Genomic DNA, 18,326 nt, shown 5'->3' with positions numbered 1-18,326 from the left:
GCCCGGTTACATTCCGAACCCGGAAGCTAAGCCTTTCAGCGCCGATGGTACTGCAGGGGGGACCCTGTGGGAGAGTAGGACACCGCCGAACAATTTTTAGCCTCAACCCCCGGACCATGTCCGGGGGTTGAGGCATTTCTGCGTTCTAAGCTCGGTCCATGCGATACGACGTGGTGATCTTCGACAACGACGGTGTGCTGGTGGACAGCGAGCCGATCTCCAACACGCTGCTGGCCGGCTACCTGACGGAGCTCGGGCACCCCACCTCGTACGAGGACTCCCTGCGCGACTACATGGGGTCCGCCCTGCACCGCGTCCACGACCTGGTCGGGGAGCGGACCGGGCAGCGGCTGCCCGAGGACTTCGACGACGTCTTCCACGCGCGCGTCTTCGCCGCGTTCCGGGCCGGGTTGGAGCCCGTTCCCGGCGCCGAGGACGTGCTGAAGCGGCTCGTCGGGGCCGGGGTCCCGTACTGCGTGGCCTCCTCGGGGAGCCACGAGCGGATCCGGATCGGACACCGGAAGACCGGACTGGACGCCTGGTTCCACGACGGGAACACCTTCAGCTCCGAGGACGTCGGCCGGGGCAAGCCGGCACCGGACCTGTTCCTGCACGCCGCGGCGCGGATGGGCGTCGAGCCCGGACGGTGCGTCGTGATCGAGGACAGCCGACTCGGCGTGCGGGCCGCCCTGGCCGCGGGGATGGACGTGTACGGGTTCACCGCGATGACCCCCGAGGAGAAGCTCGCCGGGGCCCGGGGGTTCTTCCGGAGGATGGACGAACTGCCCGCGATTTTGGGACTGTGATCCGTCTACCCAGGGGTAGTTTCCGGCCGTACGCTGTGCCGCCATGACAGATGCGCGGTTGCGGCGTGGGCGGGGCTCTCTGGCGGTCGGCTTCTTCGTGCAGGGGGTCACCTTCGCCCTGCTCGTGACCCGAATACCGGCGATCCAGGACCGGTACGGGATCTCGGACGCCCTCCTTCCCGCCTTCCTGGCGGCCGTGCCGATCCTCGCCGGAGGGGCGAGCGTGATGACCGGGAAGGTCGTCGCCAAGGCCGGACCGGCTCTGGTACTGCGGTGGTCGCAGCCCTTCGTCCTGCTGGCACTGCTCGCCGTGGGCGCCGGCACGGAGCTGTGGGAGGCCGCGGTCTTCCTCGGTCTCTTCGGGATCGCCGTCGGAGCCCTGGACGCCTCCATGAACATGCTGGGGGTCAGCCTCCAGCGGGCGTACGGGCGGAGCATCATGCTCGGCTTCCACGCGGCGTACAGCCTCGGCGGGATCGCGGGGGCCTCGCTGGCCTGGGCGGGGGCGCACTGGCACCTGTCGCTGTTCACGTCCTACCTGCCGGTCGTGGCCGTCCTGCTGCCCGTCGCCCTCGTCGCCGGCCGGTGGTACGCGGCCGGCGGGGACGCGCCCGGGGCGGAAGAGGCCGGGGGGACGGAGGAGAGCCGGGGGAGCGGCGCCCGGTTCGCGCTGCTGCTGCCGCTCTGCCTCGTCATGACCTTCGCCTACATCGGGGACTCCACCGTCTCCAACTGGAGCGCCAAGTACCTCCAGGACGTGCTGCACAGCTCGGAGGAGCTGGCGACCGTGCCGTACAACGCGTACATGGTGACGACGCTCCTCGGGCGGGCCGTCGGGGACTTCGGGGTGCGCCGGCTGGGGGCCGCGGCGGTCGTGCGGGGCGGGTCGGTGCTCGCGGCGCTCGGGTTCGGGATCGTCGCGGCGGCGCCGGGCGCCTGGGCGGGGATCGCCGGGTTCACCGTCCTCGGGCTCGGCCTGAGCGTGCTCGTGCCGCAGACCTTCGCCGCCGCCGGGCGGCTCTTCCCCGGCGACAGCGACGCGGCCGTGGCGCGGCTCAACGTCTTCAACTACGTCGGGTTCCTGGTCGGTTCGCCGCTCGTGGGGGCGCTCGGGGACGCGTGGAGCTACCGGGGCGCGATGCTGGTGCCGATGGTGCTCGTCCTGGTGACGGTGGCGTACGCCACGTCGTTCGGTTCGCGGGCGGCCCGATACGGTGACGGGCATGAGCGGCCGCGCACTGTTGATGTGGGATGAAGCTGTCACGCAGTACGACTTCGGGCCCGGGCACCCGATGGACCCGGTGCGCCTCGCGCTGACGATGTCGCTGGTGCGGGCCTACGGCCTCGACCGGGCCGTGGACGTGGTCGCGGCGAAACCGGCCGGAGACTCGACGCTGCGGCTCGTCCACCGCGAGGACTACGTGGCGGCCGTGCGCGCGGCCTCGGCCGACCCGCGCCGTGCCGACCAGGGGTACGGGCTCGGCACGGTGGACGACCCGGCGTTCGCCGGGATGCACGAGGCGTCGGCGCTGATCGCCGGGCAGTCGGTGGGGGCGGCGGAGGCCGTGTGGCGGGGGGAGGCCGCGCACGCGGTGAACTTCGCCGGCGGCCTGCACCACGCGATGCCGGGCGCGGCGGCGGGCTTCTGCGTCTACAACGACGCCTCCCTCGCGATCGCCCGGCTGCTCGAACTGGGCGCGGAGCGCGTCGCGTACGTGGACGTCGACGTGCACCACGGGGACGGGGTGCAGGCGGCGTTCTGGGAGGACCCCCGGGTCCTGACGGTCTCGCTCCACGAGCACCCGCGGACGCTGTTCCCGCAGACCGGGTGGCCGGAGGAGACGGGCGCGCCGGGGCCCGGCGAGGGCGGGGCCGTGAACGTGGCCCTTCCGGCCGGGACCGGGGACGCGGGGTGGCTGCGGGCCTTCCACGCGGTCGTACCCGAGCTGATCGCGGACTTCCGGCCGCAGGTGCTCGTGACGCAGCACGGCGCGGACACGCACGCCGAGGACCCGCTGGCCCACCTGGCGGTCTCCCTCGACGCCCAGCGGGCGGTCCAGGAAGCCTGCCACGAGCTGGCGCACGCGCACGCCGGAGGCAGGTGGCTCGCGCTCGGCGGCGGCGGGTACGCGGTGGTGGACGTCGTGCCGCGCTCCTGGACGCACCTGGTGGGCATCGCGGCGCACGCGCCCGTGGACCCCGCGTCGGTGATCCCCCCGTCCTGGCGGGACGAGGCGTACGCGCGGACGCGGCAGCCGGGGCCCGCGCGGATGACGGACGGGCGGTGGCCGGTGGACTTCCGGGACTGGGCCGACGGGTACGACCCGGCGGACCGGCTCGACCAGGCGGTGATCGCGACCCGCAGGGCCGCCTTCCCGCTGCGGGGGCTGCTCGCGTAGGACCGCTGCCCCGCGCCCGCCGCCGGGTCGCCCCGCTCCGGAAGGGGGAGGACCCTGGAGGGAGAGCGCCCGGGTGTCGAGGGCGTGCCGAACGGAGCGCCCGCCCGGTCGGAAAGGGCGCGTCATGCGCATGCTGTTGAAGGTTCAGATGGACACCGCGGCCTCCAACGAGGCCATCGAGCGGGGGACCCTGCAGGAGACCATGGAGAGCGTGCTGCGGGAACTGCGTCCCGAGGCCGCCTACTTCACCCCCGAGGACGGCTGCCGCACGGCCTACCTGTTCTTCGACATGGCCGACCCGTCCCGGATACCGAGGATCTCCGAGCCGCTCTTCCGGATCCTCGGTGCCCGGCTCCACTACTCGCCGGTCATGAACCGGGAGGACCTGGCCAAGGGTCTGGCCGCCCTCGATTCCGGCGGCTGACCCGTCCGGAACGCGCCGCCGGGTGTTACGCCGACCGTGGGGCGTCCGGAGGGTTCGCGTCCCCGGGCGGGGCCGTTCGGGCAGCATCGGACGGGTGCGGAGTACCGGGGCGCTGCGGGCGCATCTGTTGGCGGAGGGGTTGGCGGGCGCGGTGGCGACCCCGCGGGAGGAGAACCTGCGGAGCTACCGGCTCTTCGCCGCGCGCGATCCGCGGGTGCTGCTCGGTCTCGAACCCGTTCGGGGGTGGGACGAGGCCGAGCTGCTGCGGCTGATGGCCGACAGGTGCGGGGTGTCGGGGGACCCCGCACACCGGGCGGGGCCGGACGTCATCGATCCGGAGCGTACGTTGAGGGGGCTCGACGCCTTCGCCGCGCGGCTCGGAGCGGCGGCGGAGCGGCAGGTTCCGGTGCTTCTGGGGACGGGACACCCGCACCGGCTGATCGGTTTCTACGCCGCCCTCGCAGACGCCTTGTCGGCGGCGGGGTGCCTTGTGCTCACCCCGGCGCAGGGGCGATGTGTCGACATGCCGACCCGGTTCGGCGTACGCACCCACGTCCTGGACTACGTGCGGGGCGTCGCCCTCGTACGGGAACCGGGTCCCTCGGGTGCCGGGGGCGCGCCGGGGGCGCACTCCCACTCGCCGCTGCCGGTCAGGGCCGCCCTGGAGAGCGCGGCCGACTCCGGCGGGCCGCTTCCGGAGCTGGTGGTCGGGGACCACGGCTGGGTCTGCGGAGCAGGTCAGCTCGGTATCGAGGCCATCGGGCTCGCCGATACGGACGATCCGGCCCTGTTCGTCGGGGAGGCGGAGGGCCAGGTGTCGGCGGTGGTCCCCCTCGACGACGGCGTGCGCTCCGCCTCGTACCTCCCGCTGTCGCGCTATGTACTCAAACGCGCGCGTCTGTCACGGTGAACGGCCGGTCGCAGCTCCTCTTCCCCACTCGTACCACCCGCCCCTAGTCTGGAGTGTGAGCGCTCGACGACGAAGAGTCACCGGAGGGGAAGCCGGTGGCCGTCGCGGCGGAAGGTACAGGTGGATCATGGCTGCTGGCGATCGGCCTCTCAACGAGGTCAAGTTCCTGACCGTGGCGGAAGTCGCCTCGGTGATGCGCGTCTCGAAGATGACCGTGTACCGCCTGGTGCACAGCGGTCATCTGCCGGCGATCCGGGTGGGCAGGTCCTTCCGGGTGCCGGAACAGGCGGTTCACGAGTACCTGCGGGAGTCCTTCGTGGGGGTGGGGACCGCGTAGCGGGCGCGCGGAGCGGCGCCGGAGAGCTCCGCACGGCCCTCGGATTACGAGTGGGGTGCTCGGGACGGTAGGCTAGGCCGACGTAGGTCGTGTGGGCCCAGACGCCCCGCACCGATTCCCGCCCGGCGGGAATGTTCCGAGAAGTGAGCGAGGGTAGTCGTGGGCTCTGTTATCAAGAAGCGGCGCAAGCGGATGGCGAAGAAGAAGCACCGCAAGCTGCTCAAGCGCACGCGCGTTCAGCGTCGCAACAAGAAGTAAGGCGACCGCTGCTTCGCAGCGTTCGGCGCGTCGGCGTGGCCCTTCACCCCTGTGGTGGAGGGCCACGCTTTTGTCCCGGGGGAATCCGGAGGCGCTACGGTGGCGACCGACGGAAGCGATCCACGGAAGACCGACGGAAGGCGCTGATCTTGGGCAAGGTCGTGCTCGTCACCGGAGCCGCCCGGCACCTCGGCGGCCGTTTCGTACGGAGGATCCAGCGGGACCCGGAGGTGGAGCGGGTGATCGCGGTGGACGCGGTCCACCCGGAGCACCGGCTCGGTGCCGCCGAGTTCGTGCGGGTGGACATCCGCAGGCCCGAGATCGCGAAGGTCCTCGTCGAGCACGACGTCGACACGGTGGTCCACCTGGACGTCACCGGGACGGCGCTCGGCGGCGGCGGGCGGACGTCGGTCAAGGAGACCAACGTCATCGGCACCATGCAGCTGCTCGGCGCGTGCCAGAAGTCGCCGCGGATCGCGCGCCTGGTGGTGAAGTCCAGTACGAGCGTCTACGGTTCGGCGCCGCGCGACCCGGCCGTCTTCACCGAGACGACACCGGCGAAGGCACTGCCGAGCGGGGGCTTCGCGAAGGACGCCGTCGAGGTCGAGGGGTACGTCCGGGGCTTCGCCCGGCGACGGCCGGACGTGGCCGTGTGCGTGCTGCGGTTCGCGAACATCCTCGGTCCCCGGATCGACTCCCCGCTGACCGAGTACCTGGCGCTGCCGGTCCTGCCCACCGTCTTCGGCCACGACCCGCGGCTGCAGTTCGTCCACGAGGACGACGTGATCGACGTCCTGCGGCTGGCGGCGCACGAGCCCCGCAGGGCCACCCAGAACAGCGGCACCTTCAACGTGGCCGGGGACGGGGTGCTGCTCCTCTCCCAGTGCGCGCGGCGGCTCGGCCGGCCGACGGTTCCGGTCCTGCTCCCGGCGGTCACCTGGGTGGGCGCGGCGCTGCGCACGGTGGGGGTCACCGACTTCGCGCCCGAGCAGATCCGGCTGCTCACCCACGGCAGGGTCGTCTCGACGGTCCACACGCGCGAGGTCTTCGGCTTCGTGCCGTGCCGCACGACGGCGGAGGCGTTCGCGGACTTCGCGCGGAGCCGGGGGCCGGGGCTGCTGCCCCCCGCCGCGCTCGCCGGGGCGGTGGACCGGCTCGCCGGGCGCCTGGCGCCCGCTCTTCCTTCCGGAGCTTCCACAGTTCACGACGGCGCCTGAGGAGGCCCGACTGCGATGGCGGACGCCAAGGTCATTCCCTTCGACGACGACCGCTCCCGGGCTCGCCGGCGGCCCGCCCGGGCCGATGGCGAGACGGCGGCCGTACGGGCCCTGCCGGGGCCGCAGCAGGCATCCGAGGGGCCCGGAATCGCGGGTTCCGGGGAGGCGAAGAGCCCGGAGAGCCCGGGGGAGCCGGATGCCCCGGACGCGCCGGGCGCCGGGGACCGCTGGGAGCGGCGGCTCGCGGGCGGCCTCGCGTTCCTGCGGCGGCGGATCACCGGCGAGTACGAGGTCGACGAGTTCGGCTACGACGAGGAGCTGACCGACCAGGTCCTGATGTCGCTGCTGCGCCCGCTGTACGAGAAGTACTTCCGGGTGGAGGTGAAGGGCGTCGAGAACATCCCGGAGAAGGGCGGGGCGCTGGTCGTCGCCAACCACTCGGGGACGCTGCCGCTGGACGCGCTGATGATGCAGGTCGCGGTCCACGACCACCATCCGGCCGGGCGGCACCTGCGGATGCTCGCCGCGGACCTGGTCTTCGTGCTGCCGGTCGTCAGCGAACTGGCGCGCAAGGCGGGGCACACCCTGGCGTGCGCGGAGGACGCGGAGCGGCTGCTGCGGGCCGGCGAGGTCGTCGGGGTGATGCCGGAGGGCTTCAAGGGGATCGGGAAGCCCTTCGGGGAGCGGTACAAGCTCCAGCGGTTCGGCCGGGGCGGGTTCGTCTCGACGGCGCTGCGGGCCGGGGTGCCGATCGTCCCGTGCTCGATCGTGGGCGCGGAGGAGACGTATCCGATGGTCGGGAACGCCAGGACGCTGGCGCGGCTGCTCGGCCTCCCGTACTTCCCGCTCACCCCGACCTTCCCGTGGCTGGGGCCGCTCGGGATGCTGCCGCTGCCGACGAAGTGGACGATCCAGTTCGGGGAGCCGATCCCGACGGACTCCTACGCCCCGGAGGCGGCGGAGGACCCGATGCTGATGTTCAACCTGACGGACCAGGTGCGGGAGCAGATCCAGCACACGCTCTACAAGGTGCTGGTGCAGCGGCGGTCGGTGTTCTTCTGAGGTCCGGCGGGGTTCGTTCCGGAACGCGGGAGGAGGGGCGCCCCTCGCGGGGGCGCCCCTCCTCCGCACCGGGGAGCACCTAGGGGGCGTCCTCGCTGTCGATGCCGAGGCCCGGGAGCAGGTCCGGCAGGAGCGGCGGAAGGGTCACGTCCGGTACGTCCGGGACCTCCCGGCCGGCCGGGGGCGACACCGGGGCGCCGGTCGGGGAGGGCTTGAGCAGCCCGCCGCCGCCGATGAGGCCGCCGTCCTGCGACGGTGTAGTGGTGCGGTGGTCGTCCGTGCCCGGAGCGGTGCCCGTACCGGGCTCCGAGGGGTGGGACGGAGCGGTGGAGGAACCGTTCGGGGGCGCCGTCTCGTGGGCGGACGGCGGGCGCTGGGTGCCCGTGTCCCGGGTGCTGTCGGAGGCGCTGGGCGTGCTGCGCGGGCCCTCGGTGCCGGCCGTGCCCTTCTCGGGGGGCCGGGGGAGCACCGACTGGAGCGGTTCGACGTCTTCGTCTATGGCGTCGAAGACGTCGGTCACCTCGCTGCCGACGTCCGAGAGCTGGACGGGGAGCCGGTCGCGCAGGCCGTTCCAGGTGTCCCGGTGGGCCTGGGCGAAGGAGTTGAGCCGGGCCATCGGGGCGATCGCGCCGTCCCGCTGGTACGCCTGGCGGAGCAGGCGGTGGCCCTCGGTGGCGTCGTGCTTCATCCCGCCCAGGACGCGGCGGATCTCGGTGACGGACTCGTGGTCGAGCTCGCCCGCGCGGTCGCGCTCCATGAGCCGGCGGGCCTCGCTGAGGCGGGTGGACGCCTGGTCGAGGTAGAGGCCGCCGCGGTCCGCGTCGTCGTCCGCCATGCCCAGCTTGATGTCCTCCATCCCGCGCTTGAGCCCGTAGAGCGAGTCACCGGGAAGGGCGTCGGAGCTGGCAGCGGCCACTCCGCCGAAGGCGCCCGCCGCCACGCCGACCGTGAGGCCGCCGGCGGCGAGCCCCTTGGTCCAGCGGGAACGGGGACGCAGCTTCCGGAGCGGGGACGCGCGGTGGGCTCCCCGGCCGGTGGACGCCCGCTGCTCCGGCACGGTAGGGCCCGCGGTCGCGCCGCCCTCCTTGAGCATCGCCTCCATGGCGGCGACCAGCTGGGCCCGCTGCACCACTTTGACCTCGGGGTCCAGCTGCGGCCTGGGCAGCTCACCGAGTCCGTTCGCCAAGGCCAGAAGCCGTCCCTGCTCGGCAGGTTCGGCCGGTTCGGCCGGGGGCTCGGGCTGCTCGGCCCCGGCACCCTCGGACGCCCGGTCCTCCAGGGCCTGGGCGAAGGCGTTCGCCCGCCGGTGCGCCGATACGTTCGCGATCACTGGCGGCACCTCCTCTCGTCATGACGGTCGACCCCCTGGGGTGTCCGGAAGGTTGCACACCTTGAGCGCGACCACACGAAAGAGTGAGTGGCTGCGGGCACGGCGTGACCACAGGGGGCCTGCATCCCGCACAACGAGCGGCGCGGTACTTGGGTTACGCGCGAGAGACGATCGGGCCACTGCGTCATCGGGTCGTCACCGGGTGTGAGTCGGGCGGGGTCGTGGGGCCGGTGGGCGGGGACGGGCCCACCGGCCGGGCGGGGCGCGGGCGGGGACGCGGACCGGTCAGCGGGCGTCGTCCGGGAGGAGCCGGGCCAGCGTGCGGACGGCCCGGTACTGGAGGGTCTTGATCGCGCCCTCGTTCTTCCCCATGACCCGGGCGGTCTCCGCGACCGAGAGGCCCTGGAGGAAGCGCAGGGTCACGCACTCCTGCTGCTGGGGGTTGAGGCGGCGGACCGCGTCGAGGAGGGCGGCGTTGGAGAGGGACTCCAGGACGGAGTCCTCGGGGCTGCGCTCGACCTCGTTGGCGTCGAGCATCTCGCCGGTGGTCACCTCCAGGCGGAAGCGGCTGGACTTGAAGTGGTCCGCGACCAGGTTCCGGGCGATGGTGACGAGCCAGGCGCCGAAGTCGCGGCCCTGCCAGGTGAAGGTGGAGATCCGGCGCAGGGCCCGCAGGAAGGTCTCGCTGGTGAGGTCCTCCGCCGTCGCCTTCCCGCCGACGCGGTAGTAGATGTAGCGGTAGACGGTGTCGCTGTACTGGTCGTACAGGCGGCCGAACGCCTCGGCCTCGCCCGCCTGGGCGCGTTCGACCAGGTCCATCATGCGGGCGCTGTCGCTGTCCGCGGCGGGGCGGCGGGCGGTGGTCGGGGCTCCGGACCTGGCTCCCCGTCTGCCCACGGCGGCGCTCCCGTCGGCCAGGGCGTAGGAAGGCCCGACGGGTGCCGGTGCGGCGAAGGCGAGGGCGGGGACAGGGCCGGCGTACGCGGTGGGGACGAAGCCGCGCAAGTGGTCGAGGACCGTTGCGCGCAGCGTAGCCAGGCCCGAGGCGTCAACCCCGACGTGTGGGTACACGGGACTCCCAGAGGCAGAGCTTCCATCACGTGCAGTGCGGGACCGTTCACCCGTCGTGGCGACGTGAGGGGTCCTTTGTGCGTCTGAGGAGAATAACGCTTCGTACAGGCGGCGCTACACCCAGTTGCTCAAATCACCGGTTCCGTCTTATCCGTTACTGCTTGGAGTCGAATCAAGGTGCGATGAATGACCGATAGTTGATCGATCCGCTTTCGAATTTGACTGAGCGGACGCTGCGTTGTGCTCAGGTGCAGAGCGGAGGAGTGATCGGGGCCGCTGCTGGGTAAGGGGGCCGGAATGGCGGGGAGTCGATCTGTGCGGTGGTGTTCGACCACGGACGGGTGAGGGCCTCCGGTCCGGGACTGTCGCAGGTGATCACAGGCGAAACGCACCGGAGGCGCGGGGCCCGGGCCGGCGGAGGGCGGCGGTACGGGAAGGGCGGACCCGGGAGCGGCGGCCGGGGAGGCGCGGACCGGGAGCGCGGGCGCGTCAGTGGCGGCGGCGGTGGAGGGCGACCGCGGCGGCGGTGCCGCCGGCCAGCGCGCCCAGGCCCGCCGCGGCGGGGATGCCGACCTTGGCGGCCTTGCGGCCGGTCCGGTAGTCGCGCAGCCGCCACTCCCGGTCCTTCGCGTACGCGCGGAGCTTGGCGTCCGGGTTGATCGCGTACGGGTGCCCGACCAGCGACAGCATCGGGATGTCGTTGTGCGAGTCGCTGTACGCGGCGCAGCGGCTCAGGTCGAGGCCCTCGGCGGCGGCGAGCGCCCGTACCGCCTCGGCCTTGGCCGGGCCGTGCAGGGGCTCGCCGACCAGACGGCCCGTGTAGACGCCGTCGACGGACTCGGCGACCGTGCCGAGCGCGCCGGTCAGGCCGAGGCGGCGGGCGATGATCGTGGCCGTCTCGACGGGGGCGGCGGTGACCAGCCAGACCTTCTGCCCCGCGTCCAGGTGCGCCTGGGCGAGGCCGCGGGTGCCGGGCCAGATGCGGTCGGCCATGTACTCGTCGTAGATCTCCTCGCCGATGCTCATCAGCTCGGAGACGCGGTGGCCCTTGACGATCGACAGGGCGCTCTCGCGCGCGTCCTGCATGTGCTCGGGGTCCTCGACGCCGGCGAGCCGGAACCACGCCTGCTGCCAGGCGAAGCGGGCGAGTTCGCGACGCCGGAAGAACTTCCGCTTGTACAGGCCGCGGCCGAAGTGGAAGATCGCGGCGCCCTGCATCACGGTGTTGTCGAGGTCGAAGAAGGCGGCCGCCCGCGCGTCCCCGGCGACCGGGAAGTCCGGCTCGGCGGGGGGTCCGGCCGCCGCCTCCTCCCGCTCCCGTTCCAGCTGGAGCGAGGACTCGCGCGCTGCCTCGGCAGCGGCCTCGCCTGCGAGGACGCTGCGCGCGGTGGCGGAGCGCCTGCGGGGGGTGAGCCATCCCAGAGCGGCCATGCCGTGAGCATAGCCAGTCCGTTCGGCGCTCCCCGACCCGCGACGGTGCCGGGAGGGTGAACGGCGCGGGACTTCCGTCCCGCCCGGCCGGGACAGAATGGCGGCATGTTCGGACGGAAGAAGAAGGCGGACGCCGGGGCGCGGACCGTGACGCTGATCGGCAGGCCGGGGTGCCACCTCTGCGACGACGCGCGGGCGGTGGTAGAGGCCGTGTGCGCGGAGACGGGGGCGGCCTGGGAGGAGAAGGACATCACCCGGGACGAGGAGCTGTACCGGGCGTACTGGGAGCAGATCCCGGTGGTCCTGGTCGACGGCGAGCAGCACACCTTCTGGCGGGTGGACGCCGACCGGCTCCGGCGCGAACTGGGTGCCTGACCGAAAGGCGGTTACCATCATGGACGTTTTGTCGGGTCTCGGGGGCGAGTCGTAAGGAGAGTGTGCGGTTTTGCCCCCTTCGGAAGGTCAACGCGCCGAGACCCCTCGCGGTTCCGTGACGACGGGAACCGGTTGCGTGACCCCGGTCACTTTGGCCGGGCAAAACGGACACCATCTTTGTGCACGCGTTCACAAAGACATAGCCTGCATTCGACGGGGCGGTCTTGGGACATATGGCCGCCTGCAGCCCCGCTCATCCCGCAGGAGCACCGTGGCAACTGGCCGAACTCACCGACCGGCGACCCGTAGCCGAGGAATTCCCGAGGCCACCGTCGCCCGGCTTCCGCTGTATCTGCGCGCGTTGACCGCGCTCTCGGAGCGTTCCGTACCCACGGTCTCCTCCGAAGAGCTCGCGGCGGCCGCGGGGGTCAACTCCGCGAAGCTGCGCAAGGACTTCAGCTACCTCGGCTCCTACGGCACCCGCGGGGTCGGCTACGACGTCGAGTACCTCGTCTACCAGATCTCCCGCGAGCTGGGCCTCACCCAGGACTGGCCGGTCGTCATCGTCGGCATCGGAAACCTCGGTGCCGCGCTCGCCGGCTACGGCGGCTTCGCCTCCCGCGGCTTCCGCGTCGCCGCGCTGATCGACGCCGATCCCGCCATGACCGGCAGGCCCGTCGCGGGCATCCCCGTCCAGCACAGCGACCACCTCGAGCGGATCATCGAGCAGGACGGCGTCTCCATCGGCGTCATCGCGACCCCCGCGGGCGTCGCCCAGCAGGTCTGCGACCGGCTCGTGGCCGCCGGGGTCACCTCCATCCTGAACTTCGCCCCGACCGTGCTCTCCGTGCCCGACGGCGTGGACGTGCGCAAGGTCGACCTCTCCATCGAGCTCCAGATCCTCGCCTTCCACGAGCAGCGCAAGGCCGGCGAGGAGTCCGCGGCCGGGAACGGCTCCGGCGCGGAGCCCGTACCGGCCGTCGTGCCGCCGGCCCCCCGCGCCGCCGCGGGGAACGACGGCCGCAAGGGACCCGACGGGGACGTTCCCGCGGTGATGCCGGCATGAGCCTCCTCGTCGTCGGTCTGAGCCACCGCAGCGCCCCGGTCTCCGTCCTGGAGCGGGCCGCGCTGTCGCCGGACGCCCGGGCCAAGCTCCTCCAGGACACCCTCGCCGCGGAACCGGCCGCCGAGGGCGCCGTCCTGGCCACCTGCAACCGCATCGAGCTCTACGCCGACGTGGACAAGTTCCACGCCGGCGTCGCCGAGCTGTCCACCCTCCTCGCCCAGCACAGCGGCGTCGGTCTGGACGAGCTCACCCCGTACCTCTACGTGCACTACGAGGACCGGGCCGTCCACCACCTCTTCTCGGTGGCCTGCGGCCTCGACTCCATGGTCGTCGGCGAGGGCCAGATCCTCGGCCAGATCAAGGACGCCCTCGCCCTCGGCCAGGAACTGCACACCGCCGGCCGCCTCCTCAACGACCTGTTCCAGCAGGCCCTGCGGGTCGGCAAGCGCGCCCACAGCGAGACCGGGATCGACCGGGCCGGGCAGTCGCTCGTCACCTTCGGCCTGGAACAGCTCGCCGACGGCACGGGCGACACGGGCGGCACCGACGTCGCGACCTGGGCCAAGGGCAAGAAGGCGCTCGTCATCGGCGCCGGCTCGATGTCCTCGCTCGCCGCGGCCACCCTCGCGCGTTCCGGCGTCTCCGAGATCGTCGTGGCCAACCGCACCCTCGCCCGCGCCGAACGGCTCGCCGAGATCCTGAACGAGCCCGGCGGCACCGGGGTGACCGCGCACGCGGCCGAGATGGTTGCCGTCGGCGACGAACTCACCCGTGCCGACATCGTCGTCTCCTGCACCGGCGCCACGGGGCTCGTCCTCACCGGCGACGACGTGGAGACCGCCGTACGGGGTCGCCGCACCCCGCTCGCCCTGCTCGACCTCGCCATGCCCCGCGACATCGACGCCGCCGCCCACCGCGTCCCCGGCGTCCGGCTCGTCGACATCGAGTCGCTCGCCGACGCCGCCGCCGACGCGCCCATGGCCGCCGACGTCGACCGGGTGCGGACCATCGTCTCCGACGAGGTCGCCGCCTTCGGCGCGGCCCAGCGGGCCGCCCACATCACCCCGACCGTCGTCGCCCTGCGCGCCATGGCCGCCGACGTGGTGGCCGTCGAGGTCGCCCGGCTCGAGGGCCGGCTGCCCGGCCTCGACGACAAGCAGCGCGCCGAGATCACCCAGACCGTGCGCCGCGTGGTCGACAAACTCCTGCACGCGCCGACCGTGCGGGTCAAGCAGCTCGCGGGCGAGCCCGGCGGCGCCGGGTACGCCGACGCGCTGCGGACACTCTTCGACCTCGACCCGGAGACGGTGGCCGCCGTCAGCCGGGCCGACCTGAATGACGCCGACGTCAAGAACCGAGGGCGAGTATGACCGAGAGGGCACTGAGGCTCGGGACCAGGCGCAGCAAGCTCGCCATGGCCCAGTCCGGGCACGTGGCCGACGCCGTCCGGCAGGTGACCGGCCGGCCCGTCGAGCTCGTGGAGATCACGACGTACGGGGACACCTCCCGGGAGCACCTCGCGCAGATCGGCGGCACCGGCGTCTTCGTCGCCGCCCTGCGCGACGCGCTGCTCGCCGGAGAGGTGGACTTCGCCGTCCACTCGCTGAAGGACCTGCCGACCACCCCGCACCCCGGGCTGACGCTGGCCGCGGTCCCGCGCCGCGAGGACCCGCGCGACGTCCTGATCGCCCGCGCCGGGGTGACGCTGGACCGGCTGCCCCGGGGCGCCCGGGTCGGCACCGGCTCGCCGCGGCGGACGGCCCAGCTCCACGCGTACGCGCGCAGCCACGGCCTGGAGCTGACCTGCGTCCCGATCCGGGGCAACATCGACACCCGGATCGGCTACGTGAGCAGCGGGGAGCTGGACGCGGTGGTCCTCGCCGCGGCCGGCCTCAACCGCATCGGCGGCACGGCGGAGCTCGCCGGCTCCCTGTCGCTCGACCGCCTGCCGGTCGACGTCGTGCTGCCCGCCCCCGGTCAGGGGGCCCTGGCCGTCGAGTGCCCGGCGTCGGACGCCGGACTCGCCACCGCGCTCGCCGCTCTCGACGACCCGCGCACGCGGGTCGCCGTGACCGCCGAGCGATCCCTGCTCGCCGCCCTGGAGGCCGGCTGCTCCGCACCCGTGGGTGCGCTGGCCGACCTGCTGGCCGACGGCCCCGGTCACGGGCAGGCTGTCACCGAAATGCGCCTGCGCGGCGTCGTCGGCACCACCGACGGCTCCACGCTGGTGCAGCTGTCCACCACCGGACCCGTACCCACCTCGCACGACGAGGCCATGGCGCTCGGACGCGAACTCGCGGACGAGATGCTCGCCAAGGGTGCGGCCGGTCTTATGGGGGAGCGAGCACTTTGAACCCCACCAGCCCGACCACCAGCCCCCTGTCCCCGGCCTTCGCGGGCCACGGACACGTCACGTTCCTCGGCGCGGGTCCCGGCGATCCCGGACTGCTGACCCTCCGGGCCGTCGAGGCCCTTTCGGGAGCGGACGTCCTGATCGCCGAGCCGGAGGTCCTCGACGTCGTTCGCGGCCATGCGCGCGCGGGGGTGAGCACGCCGGAACTGGCGGTCGTCGACGAGGCGTCAACAGCCGCCGGTGTCCCCGTGTTGAGGGACGCGGCCAATCTTGTCATGGAGGCCGCGAGGAGCGGCAGGCGGGTCGTCCGTGCGGTGACCGGCGATCCCGGTCTCGACGGCAACGCGGGAGCGGAGATGCTCGCCTGCGCCGCCGAGGGCATCCCCTTCGAGGTCGTCCCCGGCGTCGCCAACGCCGTCGGCGTCCCCGCGTACGCCGGTGTGCCGCTGCGCGACGCGCAGGGCACCGACGTCCGCTTCGTCGACGCCCGGTCCGCCGACGAGCGGTGCTGGACCGAGGTCGGTGCCTCCGACGGCACCGTCGTCGTCTCCACCACGCTCGACTCGGTGGCCGCGGCCGCCGGCGAACTGGTGGCGGCCGGCCGCAAGCCGGACACCCCGCTCACCGTCACGATCGCCGGTACGACCACCCGGCAGCGGACCTGGAACGCGACCCTCGGCACCATCGCCCAGGTCTTCAAGCAGGGCAAGGTCCTCCCCTCGCCCGAGGGCCACCGGCCGGTCATAGCCGTGGTCGGCGAGCGCGGCGCCCCGGCGCAGCGGGAACAGCTGGCGTGGTTCGAGTCGAAGCCGCTCTTCGGGTGGCGGGTCCTCGTGCCGCGCACCAAGGAGCAGTCCGCCTCGCTCTCCGACCAGCTGCGTTCGTACGGCGCCGTGCCGCACGAGGTCCCGACGATCGCCGTCGAGCCGCCGCGCACCCCCCAGCAGATGGAGCGGGCCGTCAAGGGCCTGGTCACCGGCCGCTACGAGTGGATCGCCTTCACCTCGGTCAACGCCGTGAAGGCGGTGCGGGAGAAGTTCGAGGAGTACGGGCTCGACGCGCGCGCCTTCGCCGGGATCAAGGTCGCGGCGGTGGGCGAGCAGACCGCCGCCGCGCTGGTCGACTTCGGCGTGAAGCCGGACCTGGTGCCGAGCGGAGAGCAGTCCGCCGCCGGGCTCCTGGAGGACTGGCCGCCGTACGACCCGGTCTTCGACCCGATCGACCGCGTCTTCCTGCCGCGCGCCGACATCGCGACCGAGACCCTGGTCGCGGGCCTCATCGAGCTCGGGTGGGAGGTCGACGACGTCACCGCCTACCGGACCGTACGGGCCTCGCCGCCGCCGGCGGACACCCGTGAGGCGATCAAGGGCGGCGGTTTCGACGCGGTCCTCTTCACCTCGTCCTCGACCGTGCGGAACCTGGTCGGCATCGCCGGCAAGCCGCACAACGTGACGGTCATCGCCTGCATCGGCCCGGCCACCGCCAAGACGGCGGAGGAGCACGGGCTGCGGGTGGACGTCCTGTCGCCCGAGCCGTCCGTCCACAAGCTGGCGGCGGCCCTCGCGGACTTCGGCGCGCGGCGCCGGGAGGCGGCCCTGGAGGCCGGCGACCCGGTGACGCGGCCGAGCGAGCGGCGACCGGGGGCGAGACGGCGCCGGACGACGTAGCGGTACGCGTTCCACGGGCGCGGGTCCCCCTCCGGGGCCCGCGCCTTTCGCGTGGCGGCGTGGCGGCGTGGCGGCGTGGCGGCGCGGCGGGGGCGGGGGACCCCCCTCGGCCTCCGCCCGGCCTGACGGACGCGGGCCCGTCCCACCGGCGGGAACGGCAACACGGTGTCGGCAAGTGCACGGCACGCGCGGGCGTAGCCTCGACCGTATGAACTCGTACGGATCCTTTCCCGGGGCGCGCCCGCGGCGGCTGCGGACGACGCCCGTCATGCGGCGGATGGTGGCCGAGACGCGGCTGCATCCCGCCGACCTGATCCTGCCCGCGTTCGTGCGCGAGGGGATCACCGAGCCCGTGCCGATCGAGGCGATGCCCGGGGTCGTGCAGCACACTCGCGACACGCTGCGGAAGGCCGCCGTGGAGGCGCTGGAGGCCGGAGTCTCCGGAATCATGCTCTTCGGCGTGCCCGAGGACGCGAAGAAGGACGCCGCGGGCACGGCGGGCACGGACCCCGAGGGCATCCTCCAGGTCGCCGTCCGGGACGTGCGGGCCGAGGTCGGCGACGACCTGGTGATCATGTCGGACCTGTGCCTCGACGAGTACACCAACCACGGCCACTGCGGCGTCCTCGACGCGGACGGCCGGGTCGACAACGACGCCACGCTGGAGCGGTACGCCGAGATGGCCCAGGTCCAGGCCGACGCCGGCGTCCACGTCGTGGGCCCCTCCGGGATGATGGACGGCCAGGTCGGCGTGGTCCGGGACGCCCTGGACACCATCGGCAAGGAGGACGTGGCGATCCTCGCGTACACCGCGAAGTACTCCTCCGCCTTCTACGGCCCCTTCCGCGAGGCCGTCGGCTCCTCCCTCCGGGGCGACCGCAAGACCTACCAGCAGGACCCGGCCAACCTCCGCGAGTCGATGCGCGAGCTGGCGCTCGACCTGGAGGAGGGCGCGGACATGGTGATGGTCAAGCCCGCGGGCCCGTACCTCGACGTCCTCGCCCGGGTCGCCGCGTCGGTGGACGTGCCGGTCGCCGCGTACCAGATCAGCGGGGAGTACGCGATGGTCGAGGCGGCCGCCGAGAGGGGCTGGATCGACCGCGACAAGGCGATCATGGAGACCCTGACGGGCATCCGGCGGGCCGGGGCGCGCATGATCCTGACGTACTGGGCGACCGAGGCCGCGCGCACGCTTCGCGACGGGGTCTGAGCCGCGGCCGTCCGGACCGTTCCGGGCGCCGGCCCGCCGGGCTGGTGGAGGCGGGCCGGGCGGCGCACCCTGGAGGGGTAGCCGACAGGCAACCCGCCGGAGGTGGTCCCCATGACGCACACGCTGGTCGGATGGCACGTGGAGATGGAGTTCCGGGAGGAGGACGGCCGGACGCGGGCCGCGGCCATGGTCCGGCTCGGGGACGGCACCGAGTTCCGGGGCCACGGCACCGCCCACCGGCACCCCTCCGACCCGGACCAGCTCCGGGTCGGCGAGGAGATCGCCGGGGCCCGCGCGCTGATGGACCTCGCCTCGCAGCTCCTCGGGAAGGCCCACACGGAGATCGACGCGGTGTCCGGACGGACGTCCCGCGCACTCCGCTGACCCGCGCCCCGCACGCACGCGGTGTG

The 18,326-nt window shown here is 73.2% G+C and carries 19 protein-coding genes and 1 rRNA gene; 17 read left to right on the top strand and 3 right to left on the bottom strand.

The features are described 5' to 3' along the window. From rrf to ACZ6AQ_RS21795, 10 genes are all read left to right on the top strand, one after another. Positions 1–91 (top strand): 5S ribosomal RNA (rrf, locus tag ACZ6AQ_RS21840); the annotation flags it as partial. A 67-nt stretch (positions 92–158) separates the two neighbouring features. After that, positions 159–806, top strand: a complete 648-nt coding sequence (locus ACZ6AQ_RS21835) for an HAD family hydrolase (RefSeq protein WP_468761490.1) — start codon at positions 159–161, stop codon at positions 804–806. A 43-nt stretch (positions 807–849) separates the two neighbouring features. Then, entirely contained in the window at positions 850–2,061 is a 1,212-nt protein-coding gene (locus ACZ6AQ_RS21830) for an MFS transporter (protein ID WP_468761488.1), read from the top strand. Next, positions 2,030–3,205, top strand: a complete 1,176-nt coding sequence (locus ACZ6AQ_RS21825) for an acetoin utilization protein AcuC (RefSeq protein WP_388699158.1) — start codon at positions 2,030–2,032, stop codon at positions 3,203–3,205. Before ACZ6AQ_RS21830 ends, ACZ6AQ_RS21825 begins: the two co-directional genes overlap by 32 nt. Before the next feature lie 130 nt (positions 3,206–3,335). Further along, entirely contained in the window at positions 3,336–3,629 is a 294-nt protein-coding gene (locus tag ACZ6AQ_RS21820; protein ID WP_468761486.1) for a hypothetical protein, read from the top strand. 94 nt (positions 3,630–3,723) lie between these two features. Next, the gene (locus tag ACZ6AQ_RS21815) at positions 3,724–4,539 is read left to right on the top strand and encodes a phosphatase (protein ID WP_388699153.1); all 816 of its coding nucleotides are present in this window, start codon (positions 3,724–3,726) and stop codon (positions 4,537–4,539) included. Between the two features lie 127 nt (positions 4,540–4,666). Next, complete coding sequence (locus ACZ6AQ_RS21810) at positions 4,667–4,876, top strand: helix-turn-helix domain-containing protein (protein ID WP_030223786.1); 210 nt, start codon at positions 4,667–4,669, stop codon at positions 4,874–4,876. A gap of 159 nt (positions 4,877–5,035) precedes the next feature. Continuing rightward, on the top strand, positions 5,036–5,134 hold the full coding sequence (locus ACZ6AQ_RS21805) for a 30S ribosomal protein bS22 (protein WP_003948845.1): 99 nt from the start codon (positions 5,036–5,038) through the stop codon (positions 5,132–5,134). Positions 5,135–5,283: 149 nt separating this feature from the next. Continuing rightward, positions 5,284–6,351 carry an NAD-dependent epimerase/dehydratase family protein gene (locus ACZ6AQ_RS21800; RefSeq protein WP_468761485.1) on the top strand — a complete coding sequence of 356 codons (1,068 nt, stop codon included), beginning with the start codon at positions 5,284–5,286 and terminating at the stop codon, positions 6,349–6,351. A 15-nt stretch (positions 6,352–6,366) separates the two neighbouring features. Beyond that, positions 6,367–7,413 (top strand): lysophospholipid acyltransferase family protein, encoded by a 1,047-nt coding sequence (locus ACZ6AQ_RS21795; protein WP_468761483.1) that lies wholly within the window; start codon positions 6,367–6,369, stop codon positions 7,411–7,413. Between the two features lie 79 nt (positions 7,414–7,492). Here the strand turns inward: ACZ6AQ_RS21795 and ACZ6AQ_RS21790 are convergent, their stop codons facing one another. From ACZ6AQ_RS21790 to ACZ6AQ_RS21780, 3 genes are all read right to left on the bottom strand, one after another. After that, entirely contained in the window at positions 7,493–8,743 is a 1,251-nt protein-coding gene (locus tag ACZ6AQ_RS21790; RefSeq protein WP_468761481.1) for a DUF5667 domain-containing protein, read from the bottom strand. 285 nt (positions 8,744–9,028) lie between these two features. After that, positions 9,029–9,814, bottom strand: coding sequence for an ECF subfamily RNA polymerase sigma factor, BldN family (locus ACZ6AQ_RS21785; protein ID WP_388699142.1), 786 nt, complete (start codon positions 9,812–9,814; stop codon positions 9,029–9,031). Between the two features lie 489 nt (positions 9,815–10,303). Then, a complete protein-coding gene (locus tag ACZ6AQ_RS21780) occupies positions 10,304–11,245 on the bottom strand; it encodes an HAD family hydrolase (RefSeq protein WP_468761479.1) in 942 nt (313 codons plus the stop codon). Positions 11,246–11,350: 105 nt separating this feature from the next. On the opposite strand from ACZ6AQ_RS21780, the gene ACZ6AQ_RS21775 reads away from it, so the two are divergent. The 7 genes from ACZ6AQ_RS21775 (at position 11,351) to ACZ6AQ_RS21745 (ending at position 18,300) form a co-directional block, all read left to right on the top strand. Next, positions 11,351–11,620: a glutaredoxin family protein gene (locus ACZ6AQ_RS21775; RefSeq protein ID WP_388699138.1), complete on the top strand. Its 270-nt coding sequence runs from the start codon at positions 11,351–11,353 to the stop codon at positions 11,618–11,620. Positions 11,621–11,891: 271 nt separating this feature from the next. Then, entirely contained in the window at positions 11,892–12,686 is a 795-nt protein-coding gene (locus ACZ6AQ_RS21770) for a redox-sensing transcriptional repressor Rex (RefSeq protein ID WP_388699135.1), read from the top strand. After that, on the top strand, positions 12,683–14,056 hold the full coding sequence (locus ACZ6AQ_RS21765; protein WP_468761477.1) for a glutamyl-tRNA reductase: 1,374 nt from the start codon (positions 12,683–12,685) through the stop codon (positions 14,054–14,056). Before ACZ6AQ_RS21770 ends, ACZ6AQ_RS21765 begins: the two co-directional genes overlap by 4 nt. Continuing rightward, positions 14,053–15,039: a hydroxymethylbilane synthase gene (hemC, locus tag ACZ6AQ_RS21760; RefSeq protein WP_468761475.1), complete on the top strand. Its 987-nt coding sequence runs from the start codon at positions 14,053–14,055 to the stop codon at positions 15,037–15,039. Before ACZ6AQ_RS21765 ends, hemC begins: the two co-directional genes overlap by 4 nt. Continuing rightward, positions 15,036–16,706: a bifunctional uroporphyrinogen-III C-methyltransferase/uroporphyrinogen-III synthase gene (locus ACZ6AQ_RS21755; RefSeq protein ID WP_388699127.1), complete on the top strand. Its 1,671-nt coding sequence runs from the start codon at positions 15,036–15,038 to the stop codon at positions 16,704–16,706. The genes hemC and ACZ6AQ_RS21755 overlap by 4 nt, the downstream gene beginning before the upstream one ends. A gap of 208 nt (positions 16,707–16,914) precedes the next feature. After that, positions 16,915–17,916: a porphobilinogen synthase gene (hemB, locus tag ACZ6AQ_RS21750; RefSeq protein ID WP_468761474.1), complete on the top strand. Its 1,002-nt coding sequence runs from the start codon at positions 16,915–16,917 to the stop codon at positions 17,914–17,916. Between the two features lie 111 nt (positions 17,917–18,027). Then, the gene (locus tag ACZ6AQ_RS21745) at positions 18,028–18,300 is read left to right on the top strand and encodes a DUF1876 domain-containing protein (RefSeq protein WP_388699121.1); all 273 of its coding nucleotides are present in this window, start codon (positions 18,028–18,030) and stop codon (positions 18,298–18,300) included. Positions 18,301–18,326 lie beyond the last annotated feature (26 nt).

Source organism: Streptomyces sp. NPDC041191, assembly GCF_055591945.1.
Note: the sequence above shows the minus strand (reverse complement) of the source record. Positions and strands in the feature narration are given on the sequence as shown.

What these genes read in the sequence shown, in the direction of transcription:
- ACZ6AQ_RS21825 (WP_388699158.1), top strand. Translation starts at nt 2,030, where the DNA reads ATGAGCGGCCGCGCACTGTTGATGTGGGATGAAGCTGTCACGCAGTAC.
- ACZ6AQ_RS21795 (WP_468761483.1), top strand. Translation starts at nt 6,367, where the DNA reads ATGGCGGACGCCAAGGTCATTCCCTTCGACGACGACCGCTCCCGGGCT.
- ACZ6AQ_RS21780 (WP_468761479.1), bottom strand. Translation starts at nt 11,245, where the DNA reads ATGGCCGCTCTGGGATGGCTCACCCCCCGCAGGCGCTCCGCCACCGCG.
- ACZ6AQ_RS21810 (WP_030223786.1), top strand. Translation starts at nt 4,667, where the DNA reads ATGGCTGCTGGCGATCGGCCTCTCAACGAGGTCAAGTTCCTGACCGTG.
- ACZ6AQ_RS21765 (WP_468761477.1), top strand. Translation starts at nt 12,683, where the DNA reads ATGAGCCTCCTCGTCGTCGGTCTGAGCCACCGCAGCGCCCCGGTCTCC.
- ACZ6AQ_RS21745 (WP_388699121.1), top strand. Translation starts at nt 18,028, where the DNA reads ATGACGCACACGCTGGTCGGATGGCACGTGGAGATGGAGTTCCGGGAG.
- ACZ6AQ_RS21775 (WP_388699138.1), top strand. Translation starts at nt 11,351, where the DNA reads ATGTTCGGACGGAAGAAGAAGGCGGACGCCGGGGCGCGGACCGTGACG.
- ACZ6AQ_RS21835 (WP_468761490.1), top strand. Translation starts at nt 159, where the DNA reads ATGCGATACGACGTGGTGATCTTCGACAACGACGGTGTGCTGGTGGAC.
- ACZ6AQ_RS21820 (WP_468761486.1), top strand. Translation starts at nt 3,336, where the DNA reads ATGCTGTTGAAGGTTCAGATGGACACCGCGGCCTCCAACGAGGCCATC.
- ACZ6AQ_RS21830 (WP_468761488.1), top strand. Translation starts at nt 850, where the DNA reads ATGACAGATGCGCGGTTGCGGCGTGGGCGGGGCTCTCTGGCGGTCGGC.
- hemC (WP_468761475.1), top strand. Translation starts at nt 14,053, where the DNA reads ATGACCGAGAGGGCACTGAGGCTCGGGACCAGGCGCAGCAAGCTCGCC.
- hemB (WP_468761474.1), top strand. Translation starts at nt 16,915, where the DNA reads ATGAACTCGTACGGATCCTTTCCCGGGGCGCGCCCGCGGCGGCTGCGG.